The organism is Cronobacter dublinensis subsp. dublinensis LMG 23823 (assembly GCF_001277235.1).
Taxonomy (GTDB): domain Bacteria; phylum Pseudomonadota; class Gammaproteobacteria; order Enterobacterales; family Enterobacteriaceae; genus Cronobacter; species Cronobacter dublinensis.
The window spans coordinates 1,264,505-1,282,884 of the sequence record NZ_CP012266.1 but is presented as its reverse complement, the minus strand read 5'-3'; the positions used below and the strand labels follow the sequence as shown (position 1 = coordinate 1,282,884).

The following is an 18,380-nucleotide window of genomic DNA, read 5'->3' as shown; positions in this document are numbered from 1 at the left end:
CGGGTAAGCGAAGCGCACCCGCCGCCCCTACCCCAGTCTCTCCCGCAACAACGGGCCAATCACCTCGAACGCCTGCGGGGAAATAATCTCTACGTGCGCGCAGTCGACATAATGCACCTCCAGCGCGCGCGTCCAGGGCGCCCAGGCGTCCAGCGGGTTGAGGCCTGGCGTCACGGTCCGCTCGGCGACAAACAGCGTTGCCTCGCCGTCAAAGCGCGTGCTGCGCGCGGTAGAGAGCAGCCGCACCGCGTCGGCGTAATTCCCCTCAATGGTCTCAAACAGCCTCGTCGGGCCCTGCCCCTGCTGCGCGCTGACAAACGCCGCCCGCTCGCGTTCGATCTCCGCCAGCACGGCCGGGTCGAGTTCCTGCCCGTCCTTTTCCTGCCAGTTCTGGGTTTCCGGCGGCCAGGTGTCGAGCAGGCCGAGGAACGCGACCTCTTCGCCCGCCGCCCTTAAACGCGCGGCGACGCCGTGCGCAAGGGTGCCGCCGAGCGAATAGCCGAACAGCCAGTACGGCCCGTGCGGCTGTAACTGTCTAAGCGTCGCGAGATGGCGCTCGCACAGTTCATCAACCGACGCACACTGCTGCATCGGGCCGTCCGGGCGCGGCGACTGAATACCCGTAATCGCCCAGCGCGGCGATAACCAGCGCTGCAACACGCTAAACTGCCAGGCGAAGCCCGACGCCGGGTGGAAACAGTACAGCGTCGGCCCGGTGCCATCGCGCAGCGGCAGCACTGCCTCAAAACCCGCCTGCGCGTCGCTCCCCCCTGCGTTAACCTGCGCCGCGAGTTTCTCCACCGTCGGCGCGATCATCACCTGCCCGACCGTCACCGGGCGCGCCAGCTCGCGCGTGAGCAGCGCCGCCAGCCGCATCGCCAGCAGCGAATGGCCGCCGAGCGCAAAGAAATCAGCCTGCGAGTCGGTCACCTCTACGCCCAGAAGCTGCGAAAACGCGCGGGCGATGGCCGTTTCCACGCCCGGCGCCGCCTGCCTGCCCGCCGCGCGGGCGGTAAGCTGCGGCAGCGGCAGCGCTTTGCGATCCAGCTTGCCGTTGGCGCTGAGCGGCAGCGCAGGGAGCTGGATAAGCGTCACCGGCACCATATGCGCGGGCAGACGCTCGCTTAAACACGCGCGCAGCGCCGCGACATCCAGCGCCTCGCCGGAGGTGGAGACGACATACCCCACCAGCTGACGCGCATCGCCGCCCGCCTGGGCGTTCTCATTCAGCACACAGGCATGCGTCACCGCCTGCGCCACGTCCGGCAGGCTTTGCATGACGCGGTCAATCTCGCCAGGCTCGATGCGCTGGCCGCGAATTTTCAGCTGATCGTCGCTGCGCCCGAGGTACTCCACCGCGCCGTCCGTGAGCCAGCGCGCCACGTCACCGGTGCGGTACATCCGCTCGCCGGGCGCGAACGGATCGGCGATAAAGCGGCTGGCGGTCAGATCCGGGCGACCCAGATACCCTTGCGCCAGCTGAATGCCGGTAAGATAGAGATCGCCCGCCATGCCCGGCGGCACCGGACGCATGGCGCTGTCCAGAATGCGCAGGCCGGTATTCCAGACCGGGAAGCCGATGGGCACGCTCGGGCCCGCGACCTTTGCCAGCGTTTCGCCGAAGGCCGGATACCAGCTCACGTCCACCGCCGCTTCCGTCGGGCCGTAGAGATTATGCAGCGGGACGGCGGTCAGGCGTTCCCACTCGCGGCATAATTCGGTCGGCAGCGCTTCGCCGCTGCAGAACACCTGGCGCAGCGACGCGCAGGCGTCAACGGCCTGCGGCGTGGCGAGCGCGCCGACAAACGCCGCCAGCATTGAGGGCACAAAGTGCGTCGTCGTCACGCGCCAGCGCGCAAACAGCGCCTGCAAGGCCTGCGGGTCGCGATGCGCCTCAGGCGGCGCCATCACCAGCCGCGCGCCAACGATGAGCGGCCAGAAAAACTCCCATACCGAAACGTCAAAACTGCACGGCGTTTTTTGCAGCACCACGTCATCCCCGCCGAGCGGATAGTGGCTTTGCATCCATAGCAGTCGGTTGACGATGGCGGTCTGGCCGACCATCACGCCCTTTGGGCGTCCGGTGGAGCCGGAGGTGAAAATGACATACGCGGTGTGCGACGGGTGCGAACGCGCGAGCGACTGCGGCGCGCTAACGGCAAGCGGCGCGTCATAGCTGAACACCGGCAGATCCAGGCCAGCAAAACGCCCTTGCTCCTGCGCGGCGGTGATCAGCATGGCCGGGCGCGCGTCCTCCAGCATCATGTGCAGACGGTCGTCCGGATAACCGGTGTCAAGCGGCAGCCAGGCGGCCCCCGCCTCGACGATAGCCTGCAATGCCAGCGACAAAAAGACCGAACGCGGCAGCGCGACGGCCACCACATCGCCCGGTTTCACGCCGCGCTGCACCAGTTCTGCGGCGAGGGTAAGCACCTGCTCGCGCATTTCCCGGTAGGTAAATGCGTAATGGTCATCCGCCAGCGCAGCGGCCTGGGGCGTCGCCTGCGCCTGTTTCTCCAGCAGGCTGCTGAGCGTCTCCTGCGGCAGTTGCATGGCGGTCTGGTTGACGCGCGCTATCAGCGCGTAGTCTTCTTCGCCCAGCAGATCCGCCTGCGCGCACAAAAGCCCGGGATTTGCCGCGAACTGCGCCAGCAGGCGCGGCAGGCGGGCGAGCTGGCGTTCAATCTGCGCGGCATCGTAGCGCTGCTGGTTGGCGAGCAGCTCCAGCGTTACGCCACCCTGCTCGTCCACATACAGGGCGATTTCGAGATCTTTTACCGGCCCTGAGGCAAGCTGGTGTGTAACGCCTTCGACGCCGTCAAAATCGAGCCGGTAATCAAACATTTTCAGGTTAAGCACCGGGCCGAACAACGGTGTCTGCTGCGCGACGTTGCCGCTGTCGCGCAGCACCTGCTCGGCGTCATAGCGCTGATGACGGCGCAGCGTTTTGAGCGTCTTTGCAAAGGCGGCGGCGAACTGCGCCAGCGTCTGCGACGGATCAATACGCACCGGACAGGGCAGCACGTTCAGCACCGGGCCGGTGGCGCACAGCGCGGCGGAGCCGATGCGGCGCATGAAGATGAAACCGGCGCTGTAGTCGTTACGCCCGCTAAGGCGGCCAAGCCACAGCGCCACCAGCGCCAGTGCCACATCGGGTGCGGCGAGCCCGCCGCTACTGGCCATGAGCGCGGCGAAATGCACCTCGTCAAAACGCAGCGAACGGCGGATAAGCGCGGTGGTAGAGGATTGCCCACTCAGCGGTTTATCAGAAAGCGTCGCCGGCGGCGGCAGTTCACGCACCTGCTGCGCCCAGAAGGCGGCGTCGCGCGCGCAGGCGTCCGACGACTGATAGCGTGCGTATTCCTCCACCACCTCGTTAAAAGCGACAAACGGCGACGGGCCGGGGTCTTCGCCGCGATGCCAGCTGCGGTAAATATCGGCGATACGGCGGGTAATGGCGGTAAAACTGAAGCCATCGACCACTAAATGATGATAGCGCTGATACCAGAACCAGCGCGTGTCACCCACGCGCAACAACTGGTGATGCGCCAGCGACTGGCCGCTCGCGACGCGTAAATCCTGCTCCAGATCGGCGCGCATCCGCGTCAGCGCCGCCGCCTGCGGGTCGGCTTCATGGCGCACATCAATAATCGCGGGCGTCTCAAACGTCAGGCCAGGATCGAGGCGCTGGGTGACAATGCCGTCGCGCTCGTCAAAGCGCATGCGCAGCGTGTCGGCCTCCATCATGCCCGCGACGATAGCGCGCGCCAGCAGCGGCGCATCGGGCGCGCCGTTCAGCTCCACATAGTGCGCCACGCTCCAGGCGTTGACCTGGTCGGAGAGTTTTTCGGCCATCCAGATGCCAGGCTGCGCCGCTACCAGCGGCAGCGAGGCGGCGGCGGGTGTGGCCGGTGTCAGGGAGAGATCCGTCACGTTAACCTCGCTTGTCGATGGCACGGGCGAAATAGCCCGGCTGAAGCGCCGCGCCATAGGGTGCGAGTAATTCCTCGCAGGCCTGCGCGCTTTGCGGCGCCACCACCACGCGCCAGCCCGGCGGCAGCGCGCACGCCTGCGGCCAGAGGCTTACCTGCTGTTGGTCATTTTCGAGCAGCCAGAAGCGGCCCTGCGGGTTATCGAAGGGATTGCTGAATTCCATACGTCACTCCTGTCGTTAAAAACGCGCCGGGGCATGAAGGCCGCCCCACAGCGCGGCCAGCCCGTCGGTGAGCCCGCCACGCCAGCAAAGCGCATCGTGTCCGCCGTCAACCTGACGCCAGAAAAGCGGCTGCTGTGTCTGTTGCAGTAAGGAAACCAGGCGCTGACTGGTCTGCAAAATAAGCGGCTCGTGAAGGCCCGCCTCAAGAAAAATGCGCAGCGGACGCGGGTCAAGCCGCCCTGCGGCGAGCGCGTCCACCAGCCAGCCGTCGCCGTTCGCGTCGCGTTTCGGCCACCAGAACGAACCGGACTGGCTTAGCACGCAGCCGAAACGCTGCGGCCAGTGGAGCCCCGCATAGAGCGCCGACAGCCCGCCGAAGCTCTGCCCGGCGACGACGGTAGTCTGCGGGTCTTCGCGCCATGCCGTTTTGGCGCGCGCCAGCGGCAGCAGTTCCTCCCACAGTGCCTCCCAGAAGGCGGCATTGCAGGGCAACTCTTCGCTTCGGTGCGCGGTATCAATCACATCCACCAGCAGATAAACGGCAGGCGGCAGCACGCCGCGCTCGGTCAGCCGCTGGAGCGCGGGCCAGACCGGCTGGCTGTTCGCCCAGAACTGACCGTCGAGCAAAATAGCGAGTGGGCGGGTCTCGGGGGCGTCATCGCCACCGGTGGTAAAAAGCCAGACGCGACGCTCGTTGCCGAGCCGGTCGCTGCGCCAGAGAAATTCCTCGGCGGGCGTATATGCCACCTCGCCCTCCTCCCAGCCCGGCTGCGCAGGCGCGCCCGGCAGATGCAGCGCGCTGACCGGATGCCCGCGACCGCCCCGCCAGTGGTGCGGGTTGAGCGGGTCGGGCCGCGCCTGCGGCAGAAGTTTGCGCCAGCCTTCGCGCAGCGCCTGGCGCGCGGGCGCGTCGCTGAAGGCTTCAGGGGCGAAATCATCGGTTTTTGTCGAGGGGATAAAACAGTAGCTGCCGCGCCAGCGTTCGCTGAGCGACACGCGCCAGTACCATGCATCGGTGCCCGGCAGGCGCGTCATAGACTGCGGCGCGGAGGGTTTGTGGTGATCGGTGATGCCGGTGAGGTAGATCCAGACCCGCTGCACATCAGAGGTGGTTTCATCGCCGGCGGGATCGCGCCACCAGAACGTGACGGCGCATTTCCCGTGCTGCGCGCCGGAAATCTCCGGCACGCCGTGCGCCTGTTTTTCCTGCCACCAGGCTTCACTTCCCGCTGCGTGCTCCGCCACCGTCTAACCCTCCGCTAATTTTGATAAATATCATGAATTTAAAGAACGCATGATAATTTGATGATAATATTATTGATAATTATTTGCATTTGCAATAGCGTAATGGCGCGCTGTGGGAAGCGCGTCTTTCACGTTAAAAACATTAACCGACCAGGCCACTGCGCATTGCCGTTCCGGGATGAGCGGTGTGTTGCGTCAGGCGAGCCGGGTCATTCCATGCTGCGCCCTGCCCCGTTGGGGAAGGACTTTCGGGCCGCAGTTGAAAACTGCAGGATACAAGATGAATAAAAAGCTCCCCCTCTCTCTGGCGATGCTGATAATCCCTGGGATGTATGGCGTTGCGTTGCCTGCCTGGGCGCAGGACAGCACCACCGCCGTGGATAGCAAGGCCGCGCAAACCGACGACACGATCGTGGTCACCGCCGCGCAGCAAAACCTTCAGGCGCCGGGTGTTTCTACCATTACCGCCGACGAAATTCGCAAAAACCCGCCCGCGCGCGACGTGTCGGAAATCATCCGCACCATGCCTGGCGTCAACCTGACCGGCAACTCCACCAGCGGCCAGCGCGGCAATAACCGCCAGATAGACATTCGCGGCATGGGCCCGGAAAACACGCTGATCCTGATAGACGGCAAACCGGTGAGCAGCCGCAACTCGGTGCGTCAGGGCTGGCGCGGCGAGCGCGACAGCCGCGGTGATACCGCCTGGGTGCCGCCGGAGATGATTGAGCGCATTGAAGTGCTACGCGGCCCTGCCGCGGCGCGCTACGGCAACGGCGCGGCGGGCGGCGTGGTGAATATCATCACCAAACGCAGCAGCAACGAGTGGCACGGCGCGTGGGACAGCTATTTCGACGTGCCGGAGCATAAAGCCGAAGGCGCCACCAAACGCACCAACTTCAGCCTGACCGGGCCACTTGGCGACAGCGTCAGCTTCCGCCTTTACGGCAATCTGGCGAAAACCCAGGCGGACGCGCAGGACATCAACGCCGGGCATGAGTCGCTGCGCACCGGCAACTACGCCGATACGCTGCCCGCCGGGCGCGAAGGAGTGGTGAATAAAGACATTAATGGCCAGGTCCGCTGGGAATTCGCCCCGATGCAGGCGCTGGAGTTTGAAGCGGGCTACAGCCGCCAGGGCAACCTCTACGCGGGCGACACCCAGAACACCAACAACGACAACAACTCCAGTGGCCTGGTGAAGAAATACTACGGCAAGGAGACCAACCGTCTTTACCGCCAGAACTACGCGGTCACCTGGACCGGCGGCTGGGATAACGGCGTCACCACCAACACTTACGCCCAGTATGAGCACACCCGCAACTCGCGTCTGGGCGAAGGCTTAACGGGCGGTCTGGAAGGGTTATTCAACAGCGAGAAGTTCTCCGATATCAACCTGAGCGACGTGCTGCTGCACAGCGAAGTGAGCATTCCGTTCGACTGGCTGGTGAATCAGAACCTGACCGTCGGCACCGAGTGGAATCAGCAGCGCCTGAAAGACGGCACCTCTACCGCCCAGGCGCTGACCGGCTCGACCAGCGGCGGCGCGATCCCGGGCGTCGACACCACGGGCCGCAGCCCGTACGCCAAAGCGGAAATCTTCTCGCTGTTCGCGGAAGACAACATGCAGCTGACCGACAGCACCACGCTAACCCCGTCGCTGCGCTTCGATCATCATAGTATCGTTGGCAACAACTGGAGCCCGGCGCTGAACCTCACCCAGGCGCTGACCGACACGCTGACCCTGAAAATGGGCATCGCCCGCGCCTATAAAGCGCCGAGCCTGTATCAGACCAACGACAACTACATCCTCTACAGCCGCGGCCAGGGCTGCTACGCCAGCGCCACCAACGTCGGCTGCTACCTGATGGGCAATGACGATCTCAAGGCCGAAACCAGCGTCAATAAAGAGATTGGCCTGGAGTACAAACAGGATGGCTATCAGGCGGGCCTGACGTGGTTCCGTAACGACTATCACGACAAAATCGAGGCGGGCTATTCACGCGTCACCGCTGTCAGCAACAAAACGGATCTCTACCAGTGGGAGAACGTGCCGAAAGCCGTGGTTGAAGGGCTGGAAGGCACGCTGAACCTGCCGGTGACCGACACCGTACAGTGGAGCAACAACCTGACCTGGATGTTACAGAGTAAGAACAAAACCACCGGCGATCGCCTGTCGATCATTCCGGAGTTTACGCTGAACTCGACGCTGAGCTGGCAGGTGCGCGACGATGTGTCGCTGCAAAGCACCTTCACCTGGTATGGTCGTCAGAAACCGAAAATGTATAACTACAAGGGCGAGCGCGTGACCGACAGCAGCACCAACGAAGTGAGCCCTTACAGCATCGTCGGCCTGAGCGGCACCTGGGATGTCACTAAAAACGTCAGCCTGACGGCGGGCGTCGATAATGTCCTCGACAAACGTCACTGGCGCGCCGGTAACGCCCAGACCACGGGTAACGCCAAAACCAACGCCTGGATGTACGGCGCCGGGGCGGAAACCTATAACGAATCGGGCCGCACCTGGTTCATGGGCATCAACACCCACTTCTGATGACCACGGCGGGAGGCGACTCCCGCCCGTTTTCTATGCAGACCACACTCACGCTATTACACATCGCCGGACACCACGTCTGGCGCGTCGATTTCTCCCCGCAGACCTTGCAGCCGGACGACCTGCTCTGGCTGCCGCACCACACGATGCTTGCCAACGCCGTCGTGCGGCGTCAGGCGGAACATCTGGCGGGCCGCGAGGCGGCCGTGGCGGCGTTGCGTGCCGCAGGCGCAAAGCCGTGCGTGCCCGGCATCGGCGCGCACCGCGAGCCATGCTGGCCCGCCGGGTTTACCGGCAGCATCACGCACACGGGCCAGCAGGCCTGGGCGACGGTTATCGCCACCCCCGGCAGTATCGGGATCGACGTTGAAACGCTGATGGACGCCCCAATGGCTGACGAGCTGGCGCCAGGCATTATCGACGCCCGGGAGCGCGCGCGGCTTGAACGCGCGCCCCTGCCCTTCGCCTGCGCCCTGACGCTCGCGTTTTCCGCGAAAGAGAGCCTCTTTAAAGCACTGTTTCCGAGAGTGCGCGACAGGTTCGGCTTTGACAGCGCGCACGTCGTTGCGCTGAGTGAAAACCGGCTGACGCTGCGCCTTGCCTGCGCGCTCGGCCCCTTCCCGCCGGGGCACTGTTTTACCCTGCACTGGCAGCAGGACGCGCAGCAGATCCTGACGCTCCTGCGCGTCGCTTAAGGCGCGCGAAAGTGGCTTAACGGCTGCTTCTGTACGCCATCGGCGGTGAAATTCTCCGGCGCAAGCCAGGCGCGGAGCGCCGCATCCGCCTGCGGCCATTCGCCGTCCAGCAGGGAAAACCACTCGGAATCGCGGTTGCGTCCCTTGCGCACCATCATCTGGCGCAGATGTCCCTCATATGTAAACCCGAGCCGTTCGGCGGCGCGGCGCGAGGCGGTGTTCATCGAATCGCATTTCCACTCCACCCGGCGAAAGCCGCGCGCGAAGGCGTCACGCATCAGAAGCCACAGCGCCTCGGTGCCGGTCACGCGGTTTTTCATGCGTGGCGACCAGGTGACGTGACCGATTTCCACCACGCCGTTGGTTTTATCGATACGCATAAAGCAGACCAGCCCCACCGCCTCGCCACGGGCGTTATCGATGACGGCAAACGGCACCAGCGACGGGTCCATCACTTTCTGCGTGATCCACTCGTGGCACTGCGCGACGGTAGCGGGACGATCGCTTGCAAGCCAGGTCCAGTCGCGATCGTCAGGCGCCTCCTGATACGCCGCGAACAGTGGCGCGGCATGGGCGTCTGCGTTAAGCGGCGCAAGCGTGCAGTAGCGGCCTTCTATCGTCACGCGCTCCGGCATGCGGGCGCCCTGCCAGTCTGGTAGCGGCGCGCCTACCTGCTGGTCGTAATGGTTGTAATGAGCCACGTCTTCTCCTCCCGGTGTGTTGTTAATAAAAAGTTATATCAGCCGCGCCGGGCGGAAGATAGCCATTGATTTACGGGGGAAAACGCGCGCACGAACTCAGTGTTATCCGAGCCGCTTAAGCGCAACTGAATGATTTTGCGTGACTATACTTGGAGCAACACCCTTTGACTGATAAGAGAGCTTCTCATGCCGCTCAAACCGTTTGCCGCATCCGAACCCTACACCCTGGGCGTTGAGCTGGAGCTCCAGGTCGTCAGCCCGCCCGGCTATAACTTAAGCCAGGAATCGTCAACGCTGATAAGCGCGCTGGAAAGCCGCGTGAACGCAGGTGAGGTGAAACACGACATTACCGAAAGCATGCTGGAAATCGCGACGGGCGTCTGTCGCGACATCAACCAGGCGGCGGCCGAGTTCGCGGCGTTGCAGCGTGAAATTCTGGCCTGCGCCCAGCAGCATCATTTAATTATCAGCGGCGGCGGCACGCACCCGTTCCAGAAGTGGCAGCGTCAGGAGGTGTGCGCCAGCGAGCGTTACGCTCGCACGCTGGAGCTGTTCGGCTATCTCATCAAACAGGCAACGGTGTTTGGTCAGCATGTGCATGTCGGCTGTCGCACCGGCGAGGAGGCCATTTACCTGATGCATGGCCTTTCCCGCTTCGTGCCGCATTTTGTTGCGCTCTCGGCGTCCTCGCCCTATATGCAGGGCTCGGATACCGGTTTCGCCTCCTCACGACTGAATATTTTCTCGGCCTTTCCGGACAATGGCCCTGCTCCCTTCGCCGCCGACTGGACGCAGTTTGAGAAAATGTACGCGCGCCTCGAAGGCACGCGCGTGGTGCAGTCGATAAAAGATCTCCATTGGGATATTCGTCCGAGTCCCGGTTTTGGCACGGTGGAGGTGCGCGTCATGGATACGCCGCTGACGCTTGAGCGCGCCATTAATATCGCCGGGTTTATTCAGGCGCTCTCCCACTGGCTGTTAGACGCGCGGCCCTATAAACATAAGGCTGAGGATTACCTGATTTACCGGTTTAATCGTTTCCAGGCCTGCCGCTACGGGCTCGACGGGATGCTCACGGATGTCTGTACCGGCGAACAGCGCACCATCGGCGAGGATATCCTGCGCCTGCTCGATACGCTGGAGCGCTACGCCCGCCCGCTGAACGCCGACAGCGCGCTGGAGGCCATTCACCGTTATGTGAAAAACAACGACAGCGATGTCCACCGCATCCGCGAATTTACCGCCGACGGCGGCTCGCTCTCCGAACTGGTGCGCCTGCATGGCGACATCTGGGCCGCCTGAGAACACCCAGGGCCCTTCTGGTTAGCGGTATTAATCAAAAAAAGGCGGCCACCTGCCCCTGAAAACCGGCGATGTATTGCCGGTTTTCACCTATTGCTGAAAAAATAATTCCCCCTTTATTATTCTGGATCATCAGAATAACTCTTTTTAGTTATTTTATTGCCTGAAGCGCAGCGCCAGCGATTAAAGCTCGTTATTTAAGTTACCGATAAAAAATATATCCATTTTTATCGCAATACAGGAATGACGCTTATGTCATGGATATATCGCATCTCTATGAAAACCAAATTAGCCATTGCGCTTTTGCCATTATTAATCGCGCTACTCTGGCTGGCAGGCGCTGGCATGCTGGCGCGCATTGATACCGAACGGCAGATGCGGAATGTCGAAGAAGTGACGCGCCTAGCGAAAAGCGCCGGCGATGTGGTGCATGAACTGCAAAAAGAACGCGGCCTGAGCGCTGGGTATCTCGGCAGCAAAGGCGCGCAGTTTAACAACGAGCTTACCGCGCAGCGCAGCCATACTGATGACGCGCTGAAGGCGTTCGACGCCGCCATGAACGGCACTGATGCCGGGAGCTTAAAAGGCAGCGTCGGCGAGGCGATCCGCGCCTTCCAGCAGCGCGTGTCGATGCTTGACGAGACGCGCCAGCAGATAACCGCGCTGTCTATTCCCGCCCCCCAGGGCGTGGCGTTTTACACCGATACTATCAGCACCGTACTTGAGCTGGTGGGCCGCAGCACGCACTTAAGCCATGCAGGCGTGATAGTGAACCAGATGGTGGTGTATTACAGCCTGATCAGCATGAAAGAACAGGCGGGCGTCGAACGCGCGCTGCTCTCCGGCATTTTCTTCGCCGACCATTTTAGCGACGGCCAGTTGCCGCGGCTCAGTGAAGTTGTCGGTAAACAGCAGGCGCTGCTTGCCGCCTCGCGCCAGCTTTCTGACGCAGATGGCGTGAAGCGCATTGATGAAACGCTCGCGCTTCCGTCGGCCACCCGCGCGCTGGCGCTGCGCCAGACCGCCTTTGAGCACGCCGCGAACGGCGGTTTCGGCGTCTCGCCGGGCAGCTGGTTTGAAGCGCAGACGCAGCGCATCGATACCCTGCGCACGCTGGAGAATGCCGCCTCTGCGCAGCTTCTGCGCACCGCAGGCGAACTCGCGAGCGACGCCCGCGCCGGGTGGCAGCGCTTCCTGGTCATTACCCTGCTGGCGCTTATCGTGGCGATGAGTTTCGCCGTAGTGGTCGCGCGCAGTATTCATCGTCAGCTGCACGCCACGTTAACCGCCATCGACGGTATGCAGGGCGACTTAACTCGTCGTCTGGACGTGCCGGGCAGTGACGAGCTCTCTGCCCTCAACCGCGCCTATAACCGCGCCATTGAGGATATCCAGCAGATCGTCGCGCAGATAAAATCCGGCGCCGTAGTGCTGCGCCACGCCAGCGCCGGGATCGCCGCAGGTAATCAGGATCTGGCGCAGCGCACCGATGAACAGGCGGCCTCGCTCGTGGAAACCGCCGCCAGTATGGAGCAGATAACCACCGTCATCACCCAGACCGCCGACAACGCCACCGAGGCGGAGCGCCTGACGCTGATGATGGAAGAAGAGATGCAGAGCGCGAGCACCGTGGCGCACGCGGCCCGCCAGAGCATGGCGGATATTCAGGCCTCCAGCGAGCAGATCTCACGGATTGTCGGCTCAATTGACGATATCTCTTTCCAGACCAACCTGCTGGCGCTCAACGCCGCCGTGGAAGCGGCGCGGGCGGGCGAACTGGGCCGCGGCTTTGCCGTGGTCGCCTCCGAAGTGCGCACGCTGTCGCAGCGCTGCGCCCGCGAGGCCGGACTGATTCGCGAACTGGTCGCCAATAATATGGCGAAAATCGGCGAAGGCGTGGAGCATGTGGACGCCTCGGGCCACGCGCTGGACGCGGCCGTCGCGAACACCGCCCGGATGCGCACGTTCATCAGCGATATCGCCCGCGCCGCGGCTGAGCAGTCGCTCGGCGTGTCGCAGGTGCATGAGGCGCTGAACCAGCTTGAACAGGTGACGCAGCAGAACGCCTCGCTGGTGTCCGAAGCCGCGACCGCCAGCCAGACGCTTGATAACCAGTCGGAGGCGATGTCGCTGCTGGTTAACCGGTTTGTGGTGGCGTAACGAATAACGCTGTCGCGTTATTACCACTACGAAATATAGGGGGGATTGCTGGCGAGTGCCTACCATTGCTTGCGTCGCCAGCGATATCCCTTTAGTATGCGTGCCACCTGGCAACAGGTTTAAGCCGCTACTCATAAGCGGCTTTTTTATTATTTACATTAAAGCTACACCATTGGGACTCGTCGCCTTTATGGCTACATTGATTATAACGTCCCGCCATTAATTAAAATGACTAACACAGCCTCTGAGCACTCCGGGAGAGTGAGAAAATGGAATATAGTTTTGGTGCGAAATATTTTCTTGTTTCGCTGTTAGTAGCCTTGGTCGCCGCTTTATTGATTTTATTTAAGGTTGCGATTTAATTATTTGCCTTATGGTCCCCCTCGTAAATACCGCCAGAAGGCATTATTGATATTTCCTTTACGCAGATTATCTGGCCGCAATAAAAAAGAGGCGTTGCGCCTCTTTTCATTTGTTATGACGCCGTCAGCGTCGTCTTTTCCGTTTCCGTATCGTAAGTGGCGTTAATCATTAGCTCCAGAGGCTCCGGCTGCCAGTAAAGCAGCCCGGCGATTTCAAACGGCAGCGTCGTGCCCGATGCCTTCTGGCGCTTCGGACGTACTACCAGCGACTGTGGGATCAAGCGCGGTTCGAAACGCAGCAGGGCGTTGCGGATAGCCTGTTCGACAATCGTCCAGCTGTGCGGCGTGGCGTATTTACCGGTCAGCGGCGCGAGGCCGTGATTTATCACCGAGCCCGCCACCGCAGGATGGCGGACCGGATCGATCAGCGCTTCAATATTGGTGTTGTTCAGCAGCACGTCAATATCCCGCAATACCAGCTGTCGGTAGCGCCGGGCGCTGATAAAGCTCGCCTCGGGCGCCTCCTGCCGCACTTTGGGCTCTTCATCGAGCAGCCTGTCCAGAAGCACTGGCGCGAACGGTTTTTTTCGCTCCATCGCCACACCTTAACAAAACCGGAGGGTCTGAAGCGCGGGCAGTGCATACTCGGCATTGTCGGTTATCAGCATCTTTCTGCCGCGTCCGAGCCAGAGCGAATCGGAAACGTGTTGCCAGTCGGTCAGACTGCCGAGTTTCGTTTCCTGCGTCGCGTCCGGCGTCAGCGGGTAACGGGCGGGGATATAACCCTGAAACTGCCCGCTTTCCAGCGTCACGCTGGCAGGCAGCCAGAGCAGATCCAGCAGGTCGACCGGGCGCCTGACCCTTAGCTCGCGCAGCGCCGCAAACGGCACCCAGCGATAGCCGCCCGCGCAGATAATCTCGCACACCGGCCCAAGCCGCCCGTCGCTGTCGGCTATCCAGCTAAACGACGCCACATCATCGCCTTCACCTGCCGTGAGCGGCGCCTGACCGAATGCCTGCTGGCGAAGGCTTTCAGCGCCCGCTTCATCGCCTGCCGCGTAACGCTGGTTCGCTTCATGCAGCAGCGCGACCCATTCCGGCATTTGCGCCTCCAGCCCGGCGGGCGCGATGTCACCGGCCAGCACGCGGGCGCGTAATATTTCACTCATCACCAGGCTTTTATACAGCTCGACGCGCTTCGTATATTCCGGATCGAGCTGTTTTAATGTTTCGAGCTGCGCCAGCGCCTTATTCCAGTCGCCTTCAATGCAATAAAACTTAAATAACAGTTCGCGCGCGGCGCTATTATCAGGCTGCGCTTTTACACGTGCCGTTGCCTCGGCTAAACGGGTTTCAAAAGAAGCTGTGTTAAGTAACTCTTTAAGCGTTATTTCCGCCATTTTGTCGTCCTTGTGGGTGTTATAAAAGACTGTCCAGGTCCGGTTGGTGGAATTCCCGAACCGTCAGGGCAGGAAGCCGTGCGTGTTCTTGTACCGCGAGGTATTCCGGCGCCACGATTTTCATGACGTCATAACGCGGCTCGTCAAATAAGCCGGGGTCCGCCTCCAGCCCGGACAGCGCCTCGCAGGCCTGTGCGATAAGCGCCGATGAGCCGAGGATGCACTCCGTCAGCGTTTTATCTTTTGTCTGCTCGCGAAGCTGCGTGAAATCCGATGGCGCATACTTCAGCCGCGTCCGCTGCGCCACCGGCGGATGCGCGGCTTCACGGCTCTGCTCGCCCCATGCCAGGAAGCGCTTATACTCTTTTTCCAGGCTTTTAAGGATGTCGTCGTCCATCGGATTGGCGGCGCGATCCCCGTTAAAAGACCGCCAGTCGACATAGCCTGCGCTGCGCGCCAGTAAGGCATCCACCTCCCGTACCGCCCAGTCGCTGGTATCGTTTGTCAACCAGGCGGCCTCTGTGCCTTTCGCCATCGCAACCTGCAACGCGAACCGGCCCGCCTGCAAGGCGAGGCCGTAGCGCAGTGGATAAGCCTGCCCCGGCGCCAGGCTCTCGCCGCCAGCAAGACAGACATAGTCTGTACCGAACAGCGTCATAACAGGCTGCGCGCCCCGTAAAGAAAAGCACAGCCCGTTCGCCATGTCGGCATCACCCGACCTCCTCAACTCGCCGCAATCAAGGTCGAGCCAGGCTTCATCATGGTGTTCGTTAAGCGCTATCTCTGCGCCGTTTTCAGGCCAGATAAACCGAATGCGCATAGTGCTTACCCAATCAGCACATTGCCGGAACCGCTGGAAATCGCGGCGCCGCACCCTGTTGAGTCGCCGAGGCGGGCCGCCGGGTTGCCATTAATAAACACCGAACCCGAGCCGGACGAGACGGCTGACGACCCGTGCAGGGAACAGCTTGCACTACTCGCGCCCTGCATGGCCGCCGGCGCGCCATTGATAAATACATTTCCGGATCCATTGGAAACGGAACCGCCGTGACTGATGGCATCTCCTGCCCTTGCTGCGTTTTGCATACTTTCTCCTTAGCGAAGGTAACGCTGACGGCCTGCCCGCCAGCATGAAGTCCACCGGCGTCCTTATCAGGGCGGCGACGTTTGCGTGTCTGTCGGCGTCTCGGTCGGCGTCTCGGTCGGCGTATCCGTTGGCGTATCGGTCGGCGTATCCGTTGGCGTATCGGTCGGCGTATCCGTCGGCGTGTCGGTCGGCGTGTCCGTCGGCGTATCCGTTGGCGTATCCGTTGGCGTATCGGTCGGCGTATCCGTCGGCGTGTCCGTCGGCGTATCGGTCGGCGTGTCGGTCGGCGTATCGGTCGGCGTATCGGTCGGCGTATCGGTCGGCGTATCCGTCGGCGTGTCGGTCGGCGTATCTGTCGGCGTATCCGTCGGCGTGTCGGTCGGCGTATCTGTCGGCGTGTCGGTCGGCGTATCTGTCGGCGTGTCGGTCGGCGTATCCGTTGGCGTATTGGTCGGCGTGTCGGTCGGCGTATCCGTTGGCGTGTCGGTCGGCGTATCCGTTGGCGTATCCGTCGGAGTCGGTACTGGAATGGGGATTGGGATTGGGATTGGGATCGGCAGCACCGGTAGCGGCAGCGGTAAGACCATGATGCCCATTAACGGCATAAGACCCGCCAGGCTTGCCAGTGCACCCATACCCCCGCCGCCGCCATTACCGCTGGAGCAGCCGCAGTCGCCAGGGTTAATTTGTACCTGGCCACCCTGGATCACTACTTTACTGCTGCCGATAATTTTGATGGTGTCTGCGGTAAGCGTCAGCACACCGCCAGCACTTAACGACATCGCTCCGCCCGCCGCGACGGTGGCGGCACCGCCTGCCGCCACCTGCCACGCGCCGCCAACCGAAGTGCCGCTATACCCGCCGACGTTCGTTAAATCTGCCCCGCCGACATTTAACGAGTTTGCGCCACCGATGTGATGCGCCTGCGCACCGCCCACCATTACCTCGCGCGTTAACCCGACCTGCATGAAAGCGCCGAGGCCAATCAGTTTGCTGCAGGTGCCGAGAATTTTTTTAACGTAATTCGCGCCGACGAACACATCACGGTTCAGGCCGACGGAGAGTTTTGAATTCTCGCCGATCGTCTGGGTTTCATTTTTTTTCGTCAGGCGATCCATATTCCGCTCAGCCTGTTCCCAGTACTGTTCAAGGCCGGGTTTATCCTCAAAGCGGATGCCGTTGAAATTGGTGCGCCCGCCGCCAATGGTACGGCTGACCAGCCCGCTTTGCGTCGCGTTACCAGGTAGATCCCAGGGCGGCATGGTGATGTTGTTATAAAGACTGCCGATGATGAGCGGCCGGTCAGGGTCGCCATTAATAAAATCGACAATCACTTCATGCCCGATGCGGGGAATATAAATACCGCCAAAGTTATTTCCCGCCCACGCCTGGCTGACGCGCAGCCAGCAGGAGTCCGACTCACGGTTTTTACCGTAGCGATCCCAGACGAAGCGAACTTTCACCCGGCCATATTTATCCGTCCAGACCTCTTCGCCCGGCGGGCCGACGACGATGGCGGTTTGCGGCCCACGCGTGCGGGGCCGCGGTGTTTGCAGTGGATGACGATAGATTTTGCTGGTTGGCTGTACGAGGAAGCGACAATGCCAGCGATAATCTTCATAGCCGCTGACCTGCGCGTTATCCTCCACCTCCAGATGACTTGAGATAACAAGATATTCCCGGTTCGCTTTATCGACCGGGTAGCCGCTTAAAACAAAATTACAGCCGCAGACCACATCTCTGATCTCGCCTTCGCCCACCGCGCGCGACCCGAGCGCGCCGCGCTCTTCCATCCGCACGCGCGCCAGTTGCTCACCAATGCCCGGCTGCACGTAGTCGCCGGGCCAGTGATACATTTCCATCTGGTTAAAACTGGTATTGCGCGGCTTGCTGTCAAGCGCCAGGATATCCGCGCGCGACTTCGTAAAATCATAATCGTTGGTGACCCAGCGCCCGGTGGTAATCGTTTCCTGGGCGGTAAACTGCGAAATATACTCTTCACCCGCTTTCGGCGTTTCGGGTAAATAATGCAGAACATGATATGCCGCGCTGTCAACGCGCTTATGCGCGCCCACATGGTCGACCAGAATTAACTTATGCTTTTCGTCCTTATGCTCAAAAAACCAGTAAATCCCCCACTCTTCCATTAAGCGCTCAATAAAGCTGAAATCCGTCTCGCCATACTGGACCTGAAAATCGAGGGACGGATACGTGCCGGTCAACCGTTTTTCCGCAGGAAAAGGGTAATCCGCCAGCACCTCGTCAATAATTTCCACAACATTTTTATTCTGGAATATTTTGAAATCGGACGTGAGTGTCGCCAGATAAAGCCAGGGGCGAATTTCTATTTCAAACATCGCCTGATTCGCATCACGTCCGGTATAGCGGGCGCGCTCGACGAGGCCTGAAATTTCACGACGGCCGCGGCCAATCCCCTGCTGCTCGTCCAGTCCGTTGCCGTCAAGCTCCATCGTCACCGTCATTTCTTTACCGACCAGCGCCTTATAATCGATATTTGACGCCGCCTGCCAGGGAATGGCGGGGTTCGCAGGTGTTTTCGCGGTGATGGTGTAGGTATATAACGTCGAAAGCGCTTCCTCTCCGGATAATTTAGAAAGAACCAAAGCAGGTTCGCCGGAAAGATAAGGCATGGCCGAACTGCTTAAATGCGTTGTACGCGACATAGTGGCACCTGATATTGACTGTATAACGCAACGG

The 18,380-nt window shown here is 61.4% G+C and carries 13 protein-coding genes; 4 read left to right on the top strand and 9 right to left on the bottom strand.

Features of this window, described 5'->3' with window-relative positions; all coding sequences use genetic code 11:
• Positions 1–27: 27 nt before the first annotated feature.
• From AFK67_RS05840 to fes, 3 genes are read right to left on the bottom strand one after another with little or no spacing between them, the layout of a single operon-like run.
• On the bottom strand, positions 28–3,933 hold the full coding sequence (locus AFK67_RS05840; protein WP_007732557.1) for an enterobactin synthase subunit F: 3,906 nt from the start codon (positions 3,931–3,933) through the stop codon (positions 28–30).
• 1 nt (position 3,934) lies between these two features.
• Positions 3,935–4,156, bottom strand: a complete 222-nt coding sequence (locus AFK67_RS05835) for an MbtH family NRPS accessory protein (protein WP_007732558.1) — start codon at positions 4,154–4,156, stop codon at positions 3,935–3,937.
• A gap of 15 nt (positions 4,157–4,171) precedes the next feature.
• Complete coding sequence (gene fes, locus AFK67_RS05830) at positions 4,172–5,401, bottom strand: enterochelin esterase (RefSeq protein ID WP_007732559.1); 1,230 nt, start codon at positions 5,399–5,401, stop codon at positions 4,172–4,174.
• A 280-nt stretch (positions 5,402–5,681) separates the two neighbouring features.
• Here fes and AFK67_RS05825 point away from each other — a divergent pair, with 280 nt between their 5' ends.
• Together AFK67_RS05825 and entD are read left to right on the top strand one after the other, a co-directional pair.
• Positions 5,682–7,955 carry a TonB-dependent siderophore receptor gene (locus tag AFK67_RS05825; RefSeq protein ID WP_007732561.1) on the top strand — a complete coding sequence of 758 codons (2,274 nt, stop codon included), beginning with the start codon at positions 5,682–5,684 and terminating at the stop codon, positions 7,953–7,955.
• Between the two features lie 35 nt (positions 7,956–7,990).
• Positions 7,991–8,650 carry an enterobactin synthase subunit EntD gene (gene entD, locus AFK67_RS05820; RefSeq protein ID WP_007732563.1) on the top strand — a complete coding sequence of 220 codons (660 nt, stop codon included), beginning with the start codon at positions 7,991–7,993 and terminating at the stop codon, positions 8,648–8,650.
• Here the strand turns inward: entD and AFK67_RS05815 are convergent.
• A complete protein-coding gene (locus tag AFK67_RS05815; RefSeq protein ID WP_038873598.1) occupies positions 8,647–9,351 on the bottom strand; it encodes a GNAT family N-acetyltransferase in 705 nt (234 codons plus the stop codon). The genes entD and AFK67_RS05815 overlap by 4 nt on opposite strands.
• 186 nt (positions 9,352–9,537) lie before the next feature.
• Between AFK67_RS05815 and AFK67_RS05810 the strand changes: the two genes are divergently transcribed.
• Together AFK67_RS05810 and AFK67_RS05805 are read left to right on the top strand one after the other, a co-directional pair.
• Positions 9,538–10,653, top strand: coding sequence for a YbdK family carboxylate-amine ligase (locus AFK67_RS05810; protein ID WP_038884026.1), 1,116 nt, complete (start codon positions 9,538–9,540; stop codon positions 10,651–10,653).
• 252 nt (positions 10,654–10,905) lie between these two features.
• A complete protein-coding gene (locus tag AFK67_RS05805) occupies positions 10,906–12,813 on the top strand; it encodes a methyl-accepting chemotaxis protein (RefSeq protein WP_007732569.1) in 1,908 nt (635 codons plus the stop codon).
• A 475-nt stretch (positions 12,814–13,288) separates the two neighbouring features.
• Here the strand turns inward: AFK67_RS05805 and AFK67_RS05800 are convergent, their stop codons facing one another.
• The 5 genes from AFK67_RS05800 to AFK67_RS05785 all read right to left on the bottom strand — a co-directional run bounded on the left by AFK67_RS05800 (position 13,289) and on the right by AFK67_RS05785 (position 18,346).
• Entirely contained in the window at positions 13,289–13,771 is a 483-nt protein-coding gene (locus tag AFK67_RS05800) for a type VI secretion system baseplate subunit TssE (protein WP_007732570.1), read from the bottom strand.
• A gap of 9 nt (positions 13,772–13,780) precedes the next feature.
• Entirely contained in the window at positions 13,781–14,575 is a 795-nt protein-coding gene (locus tag AFK67_RS05795; protein ID WP_007732571.1) for a type VI secretion system accessory protein TagJ, read from the bottom strand.
• Positions 14,576–14,594: 19 nt separating this feature from the next.
• Positions 14,595–15,395 carry a TagK domain-containing protein gene (locus AFK67_RS05790; protein ID WP_038884029.1) on the bottom strand — a complete coding sequence of 267 codons (801 nt, stop codon included), beginning with the start codon at positions 15,393–15,395 and terminating at the stop codon, positions 14,595–14,597.
• Between the two features lie 5 nt (positions 15,396–15,400).
• Positions 15,401–15,661 (bottom strand): PAAR domain-containing protein, encoded by a 261-nt coding sequence (locus AFK67_RS21595; protein ID WP_007732577.1) that lies wholly within the window; start codon positions 15,659–15,661, stop codon positions 15,401–15,403.
• Positions 15,662–15,727: 66 nt separating this feature from the next.
• Positions 15,728–18,346, bottom strand: coding sequence for a type VI secretion system Vgr family protein (locus AFK67_RS05785; protein WP_144421356.1), 2,619 nt, complete (start codon positions 18,344–18,346; stop codon positions 15,728–15,730).
• Between the last annotated feature and the right edge of the window lie 34 nt (positions 18,347–18,380).